At 59.8% G+C, this 6,786-nt stretch carries 5 protein-coding genes and 1 pseudogene; 1 reads left to right on the top strand and 5 read right to left on the bottom strand.

Annotated elements, in window-relative coordinates; genetic code table 11:
* The 3 genes from ORS3428_RS05345 to ORS3428_RS05335 all read right to left on the bottom strand — a co-directional run.
* Positions 1 to 816 (bottom strand): substrate-binding domain-containing protein (locus ORS3428_RS05345; RefSeq protein WP_071095266.1); only part of this gene is annotated, 816 nt, incomplete at its 3' end.
* A gap of 39 nt (positions 817 to 855) precedes the next feature.
* Positions 856 to 1,860 (bottom strand): ABC transporter permease, encoded by a 1,005-nt coding sequence (locus ORS3428_RS05340; RefSeq protein WP_071095265.1) that lies wholly within the window; start codon positions 1,858 to 1,860, stop codon positions 856 to 858.
* Positions 1,857 to 4,331, bottom strand: coding sequence for an ATP-binding cassette domain-containing protein (locus ORS3428_RS05335; protein WP_071095263.1), 2,475 nt, complete (start codon positions 4,329 to 4,331; stop codon positions 1,857 to 1,859). Before ORS3428_RS05335 ends, ORS3428_RS05340 begins: the two co-directional genes overlap by 4 nt.
* Before the next feature lie 366 nt (positions 4,332 to 4,697).
* Between ORS3428_RS05335 and hpaR the strand changes: the two genes are divergently transcribed.
* Positions 4,698 to 5,309, top strand: coding sequence for a homoprotocatechuate degradation operon regulator HpaR (gene hpaR / locus ORS3428_RS05330; protein WP_108722983.1), 612 nt, complete (start codon positions 4,698 to 4,700; stop codon positions 5,307 to 5,309).
* Positions 5,310 to 5,465: 156 nt separating this feature from the next.
* On the opposite strand, the gene hpaI is transcribed toward hpaR, so the two are convergent.
* Together hpaI and ORS3428_RS05320 are read right to left on the bottom strand one after the other, a co-directional pair.
* A complete protein-coding gene (gene hpaI, locus ORS3428_RS05325; RefSeq protein WP_071095260.1) occupies positions 5,466 to 6,278 on the bottom strand; it encodes a 4-hydroxy-2-oxoheptanedioate aldolase in 813 nt (270 codons plus the stop codon).
* Between the two features lie 8 nt (positions 6,279 to 6,286).
* Positions 6,287 to 6,786 (bottom strand): annotated as a pseudogene (locus tag ORS3428_RS05320) (2-oxo-hepta-3-ene-1,7-dioic acid hydratase); the annotation flags it as partial.

The raw sequence follows: 6,786 nt of genomic DNA, 5'->3' as shown, positions 1-6,786 counted from the left end.
GGAATCATATCCGGACTTCTCGTTCAGCTTAATCAACAGGTTCACATCAGTGCCCGAGAAGCCATAAACTTGCATGGGAACCTCGCGGCCGGCCGCTAGGAAGGCCTGTGCCGCGCCGAAGGCGGCTTCGCCTTGGGAGAAGATGATGTCCACCTTCGGCGGCAGTGTTGGCAAGATGGTGGTGACGTGCTGCTGAGCAACCGATTGGTTCCAGTCGCCGTAGACTGTTGAGACAACCTTGATGTCCGGATACTTGGCAAGCGCGCGCGTATAAGAGTCCTGGATAGTCTGTTCCGCGGCGTTTCCGGCCAAGCCGCGTATCATGATCGCAGTGCCCTTCGTCCCGACCCTGTCCGTAATGAGCTTTACGTATTTGTCGCCGAGGGTTTTGAAATCGTTTTGAAGTTCGATCGCCTTGGGGTTGGTGATCCCGCCCGTCCCTGTGGCAAGAACCGGGATGCCTRCAGCCACGGCGTTGTCCACGGCCCCGTTCAGAGCTGTATCCGATAGCGGCTCGATAATGATGAAGTCCACGCCCTGCAGCGTCAGATTGTTGATCTGCTGGATCTGTGTCTGYGCGTCGCCTCCGGCGTCCACTATCTTGAGTTCCACCTTCTTGCCACTGGCATTGAGTTGTTCGGCCGCGTACTTCGCGGAAGCGRAGAACCCCTTCTGCCAACTGTTAGTCTGGAATGGCATGGCCACCCCAATGACGAATGTCTTGTCGTTGGCGGAAGCCTGACCACATGCCATCACTCCCCCAATCAACAGTCCCGCGGCCAAGACGGCACGCCTGCTCAGGGTATTTTTGCGCATTCTATTTTCCTCCCTTTTTGGATTGCATCCGTTTACGGATTACCTTCGATCTGGCGAACGGGCCGCGACCAGGCAAACCGTCGACAGAACAATCAGACCTTGAATGATGTATTGCGTGCCGATCCCGAAGTTCAGCAGGATCAGGTCGGATTGGGCGAGTGTCAGGACAAGGGCGCCCACCGCCGTTCCGAATACCGATGTCACGCCGCCGGTCGGCCGCGTGCCACCGATAACAACTGCGGCAACCGAGCCTAGCAGATAGGCTCGGCCGAGATCGGCCGAGACGCCGCCCTGATAAGTCGCCAGCAACACACCCAGCAGCGCTTCGAGCACCCCCGCCAGGACGAATGTTCCCAGCAAAACCCAGCCACGACGCACGCCTGCCAGCCGCGCTACCTCGGCGTTTTGGCCCATAGCGTGAAATTGCAGTCCGAACACGGTCCTGGAAAGCAGCACACCTACGACGGCAAGGATGAGCGCCGCGACGATCAGCACGCCGGTGAGCCCCGCAAAGCGCGCCCGCAGCATGGCCTCGAACATTCCGCCAACAGGTTTGGACGGCCAATTCTGGATGGAGACAGTCAGGCTGTAGAGAATATAACCGGATGCAAGCGTTGCCACGATCGCGGGAATACGCAGCCGGACGATCAACGCTACGTTAACCGCCCCGGTGAGAGCTCCCACGAGCACGCTAAGCAACACTGAGCCGGCGACGTTGTCCTGCCCAAGAACTCCTGCCGACATGACGTAGGCRCTAAAAGTGACGACATAGGGAAGGCTGAGGTCGATATTTCCGGATCCGCTGGCCAGTACGGCCATTTGGGCTGTTCCCGCGAGAGCGAATAAGCCGGCGATTGTTGCGTTGGCGATGAGGAAGGACCACGAGAGCTCGCCCGTAACCAGCCCGGCGATCACCCACAGCAACACCACCCCGGCCAACGCGCCTGCCCAGGACTTCCTCAGGAGGTTTCGCCAGATCTTCACCCCAACATTCGTCCTCATCAAAGTGACGGAGCCAACCGCGAATTGAGCTTTTCGGGTCATGATGCCGTAGACCTCGTCAGCGAACGGAAACTCAAGGTCAGGACCAGGATCAAGCCTCCGATAGCGGTGGAATACTCCGAACTGATCCCAAGAAAGGTCAGGTTAGTCGTGACGAGGGAAATCCCGATGACCGCCATCACGGCGCCGATGGGGGAAACCAAACCGCCGGCAAAGCTCGCGCCGCCAACGATAACGGCGGCAATCGTAGCCAGCGTAAAGCTTGCCGCTACATTCACGTTGCCGGCACCTGTCGCTGCCGTCAGCAGCAGCCCCGACAGGACCGCGAAGAATCCCGCCAGTGCGTAGAGCGTCACGCGTCCCGCAAGCGCCGAGAAGCCCAGGGAAATATAGGTCCTTCGGTTCTGCCCCAAAGCGCGGAGCCGGATGCTGTAGCTCCAGCCCTGGCAGATCCAAAGACCGAGCAAGGCTACCGCAGCCAGCACGTAACAGCTCAATGGCAGAGGCCACAGTTTGATGTGAATGAGGGTGGAAAGCCATTCAGGCGAACTCCCCCCCGGCGTAGCGCGAATCGTCAGCCCGATCCCCAGCCAGATGAACGAAGCACCCAACGTCGCGACGACAGACGACACGCCAAGAAGCTCAACGATCAATGCGAGCACGGCGTAACCCGCGATCAACGCGGCGCAAGCCAGGACGCCGACGGCGAATGAATCTCCAAGATAGGTAGCCGCCAGGACGTTGGCGAGACCGATGGAGAAGCCCAGTCCAAGATCGATGTCCCCTCCGAGAATGAAGAGCATCTGGGCGATGACGGCGAAAGCCAAGGGTAACGAGGCCTGGAACAGAAGCTCCAGCCCGAACGTACTAAAGGCATTGGGCTGCTGCCAGAAGACCAATGCAAACATAGCAAGCATCAGAAAAGCTGCGGGCAAAGATCGCCAGGAAAGCAGCTTCRCCAGAGACGCATCTCCCGACAGCCTTTCCCTCGCCCATGGGGCTTCTCGCGATGCCGCGGTCGCCGCGTGTCCCGGATTCATGAATGACGCTTGGGTTATGYGCTCCTCGGTGATGTCCGCGCCGCTTAACTCCGCTACCACGTGGCCTCGGGCCATGACATAGACCCGATCACAGCGACGAAACTCGGCAAGTTCCGTCGAGTATAGGATCGCGCTCCGATCCTTCTCCTTCAGCTTGTCGAGGATAGCGTAGATCGATGCCTTGGCACTGACATCGACCCCCCTCGTGGGATCGTCCAGCAGGAGCAGAGGCGCTTCGCTCGCAAGCGCGCGTCCGAGCAGCGCTCGTTGTTGATTGCCTCCGCTGAGGTTGACAATCGGCGAAGCTGCACGATTGACCAGGCCCAGTTCCGAAAGCCAATCATTGGYCGTCGCCTTCAGCCCTCGGAAATCGACCAGGCCAGCTCGGGAGAACCGCGGAGCGGCGGAAATGGCGACATTTTCCTCGACGTCCCAAAGCGGCAGGAGGCCCTCGTTTTTCCGGTCGCCVCTGACATAGGCCACATCCGTCGATGAGTGAATAGATCCGGTATTCCGCGTTCTCGCCGAGAAGACGGCCTGCAAGAAATCGCGCTGGCCCGCACCCTCCAGTCCGGCAATTCCAACTACCTCGCCTGCGCTCACTCGGATGCAGACCTCGTGAAGGCGCCCCGATGACAGTTTGTCAACGGTGAGAATATCTCGGGACATGTCACCGACCGGCATAGGCGCAACGGGGCTGTGTTGTTCGACCATCGCTCCCAGTAGTGAGAGGAGTTCGTCATGCGTCAGGTTTTGTGCGTCTCCGTCGAAATGAAGCCTCCCGTCGCGAAGAACAACGACACGATGGGCCAGGCGCAGAGCCTCCTCGAGCTTGTGGGTCACATAGATGACAGCCACCCCGTGCGCCGCCCGACGCATAACTAAGTCCGCGAGTTGGTCAGCCTCGCGGGACGACAGCGCGGAAGTCGGCTCGTCCAGGATGACCACCCTTGTGTCAGGCTCCGTCATAGCGCGTGCGATCTCGACCATCTGACGTTCGGCCACGGACAGTGACGCGACTTCCTCGCGAACATCGATGCGGTTTCCTGGGAAGACCTTCATGCGTTCACGTGCGCGGCGAACAAGTTCTCGCCGTGACCCGGCGCCCTTGTGTTCCGACGTAAGCGCCAGATTCTCGGCCACCGTCAGGTTCGGAAAGGTGGAAAGCTCCTGGAAAACCCGCTGGATACCCGGAGTGCGTGAGTTCTTCCCCACGCGTTGTCCGGATTCAACCGGCTGGCCGTTCACCAAGAGCATGCCAGCGCTCGGGGCCAATGTCCCATCGACCAGGTTGAGAAAGGTCGATTTGYCCGCCCCGTTTGGTCCGAGCAGAACGAGGATTTCACCGGCCCGGATATCCAGGCTCACATCGCGCAAGACGTCATTGTTACCAAAGCTCTTCCACAGATTGCGAGCCGAAATGACTGTGTTTCCGCTCTGCGGCTCTTGCGCGTTCCTGCCGGCGCCTTCCATAAATTCTCCTCCCAGGCCTTAAAACGCTCACCTCCACCGTCCCGTGCCTCCAGGRCACGCCAATTTTGTTGTCCGGTGGTTTACCTGTAACCGCCCCTCAGTGGGACGTATCGATCACTCCCTAGCGTAGTTGCGGCATTGCTATCGCGCCGTTTGGTTCGGCTCTTGGCGACCAGCGGCCTTGCATCAACGTACGTTCCTCCAAATTGCCCAACGCGCGGTATACGTTGCGTATCATGCAAGTCGGATTATCTTATCTAACATGTTAGGTAATTGTCAAGCGAACATTCAAGATTCCTGATCCTGAACCGTGCGCCCCCTCTCTCTGTCTGGCTCCTGTCGCGCATGTCTGGTATAGCCGATCTCATGATCAAATCACCCAAGCCCGATCCATCCAAAGCCATGCGCAGTTTTTCGGCGTCGCTGCCGATGATGCTGTTGCGGGCTCGAGAGGCCGTCATGGCCCCATTTCGGGAGTTGCTGGATGAGCACGGGCTCACCGAACAGCAGTGGCGGGTCTTTCGCGTGCTCGCCAAGAACGATGAAATGGACGTCACTCAGCTGGTCGAATCGACATATCTCCTGGGACCGAGCGTCGCTCGGATCCTGCGCGACCTCGAGAACCAGAAACTGATCGTGACGCGGGCGGACAAACACGACAAACGTCGCAAGTGGGTTCGGCTCGCACCGAAAGGCCGAAAGCAGGTCGAGTTGATTGCGCCGCCTTCCGAGGCAATTTACGCCGAACTCAGCGAGACGTTCGGATCGGAGCGTCTGACCGCCCTGCAAGGGCTGCTTGAGGAATTACAGGCCACCGCGATCGCGAACGGGTCGTGGAAGCGTCATAAACCCAACACGGAAGCCGCAAGATCCGCTCCGAAACGAGCTCCAATCCGGGCCGGCAAACGGACGAATGCTGCCGACAAAGTGCGCGACATGGGCCGTTCGACACAGGACGCGATCGAGAGCGAACCATAAGTTAGGGTGGACCGACACGGCCGCTACCGGAAGTCTGTCAGGCGCACCTCGTCCAAGGTCCGGCTAAGAGCGGCCTTCGGCATCGGCAGCCTCTCGGAGCGACGCCTTCTTGCTTTTCGAAGTGCCTAGGGGGCGGACAGCGCGTCCCACCGTCAGTCAGTAGACCTTCACTTCTAATCCAGCCGGCGAGCCCGGAGGCTTTGTATCGTAAAAATCGGAAAGCAAACGTGTCGTTGCGTTTGCCAGTAGCGTTACATCATTGCCTATCCCGATGAACGTCGCACCCAATTCCACGTATCGCCGCGCCAACTTGAGGTCGCCTATCAGTGCGCCTGCCGCTTTGCAATGGGAGAGGATTTTCGCGAAGGCCTGTTCGATCTCTCTCTGAACCTCGGGCGCTCCGGGCCGACCAAGAAAACCCATGTCAGCCGCGAGATCGGCTGGACCGATAAAGACGCCGTCGACGCCGTCAGTTGAGGCAATCTCGTCGAGTGCGGCGAGCCCGGCGCGGCTTTCTACCTGGAGAAGCAGGCAGAGCTCTCCATCGGCTGTCTGAAGGTAGTCCGGGATGCGATTGAAGGCCGATGCACGTGCAAGCGCAGCGCCAACGCCGCGCACACCATGCGGTGGATAGCGCATCGCCCGAACCATATCGCGGGCCATGGCGCCACTTTCGACCATCGGAACCAGCAGCGTCTGCGCACCAATATCCAGAAGTTGCTTGATGATGTGAGTCTCGCCGATCGGGGGACGAATAATCGCATGGGCGGTACTACCTTTGATGGYCTGTAACTGTGCGACAAGCAGGGGCACATCGTTCGGCGCGTGCTCGGCGTCCAGAAGGAGCCAGTCATAGCCGGCGCCGGCGCACAGCTCGGCCGTGTAAGGGCTGGCGAGCGCCTGCCACAGGCCGACTTGTACCTTTCCGTCCCTGAGCGCTTGCTTGAAGGTGTTCTTGGGCRCAGGCATCGACGTCCTCAGGCGAAAAACAAGCTGACAGTGCCATACGGACCGAAATCGCCGACGATCGTGTCGCCGTGTCTGGCTTCGATCGGGCGGATAAAGGAGCCTGCGAGTACGATATGCCCGGCCTCGATACCGTCGCCGTACTGGGCGAGACGATTGGCGAGCCATGCGATGCCGCGTGCTGGTTGGTTAAGGACGCCGGCGCCCAGGCCCGTTTCCACCACCTCGGCGTTGCGCGAGACGATGGCGCCCATCCAGCGCATGTCAATGCCGTCAGGGCGCGAGGCCTTGCCGCCCGTGACGACGCCGGCGTTGGCTGCGTTGTCTGAGATGGTATCGACGACGGTTCGGGTTTTGTTGGTCTGAGGGTCGACGCGCACGATCCGGGTGTCCAGGACCTCAAGCGCTGGTATGACGTAGTCCGTGGCGTTCAACACATCTAACACCGTAATGCCTGGCCCCTTCAACGGTGCCTTCATCGCAAAGGCGATCTCGGCCTCGACGCGAGGCT

The sequence above is a fragment of the Mesorhizobium sp. ORS 3428 genome, from assembly GCF_001854785.1.
GTDB lineage: Bacteria > Pseudomonadota > Alphaproteobacteria > Rhizobiales > Rhizobiaceae > Mesorhizobium.
The sequence above is the reverse complement of the archived record's forward strand: the minus strand, read 5'-3'. Positions and strand labels throughout refer to the sequence as shown.

Coding starts and splice junctions, on each gene's coding strand:
- hpaR (WP_108722983.1), top strand. CDS start 4,698: ATGATCAAATCACCCAAGCCCGATCCATCCAAAGCCATGCGCAGTTTT.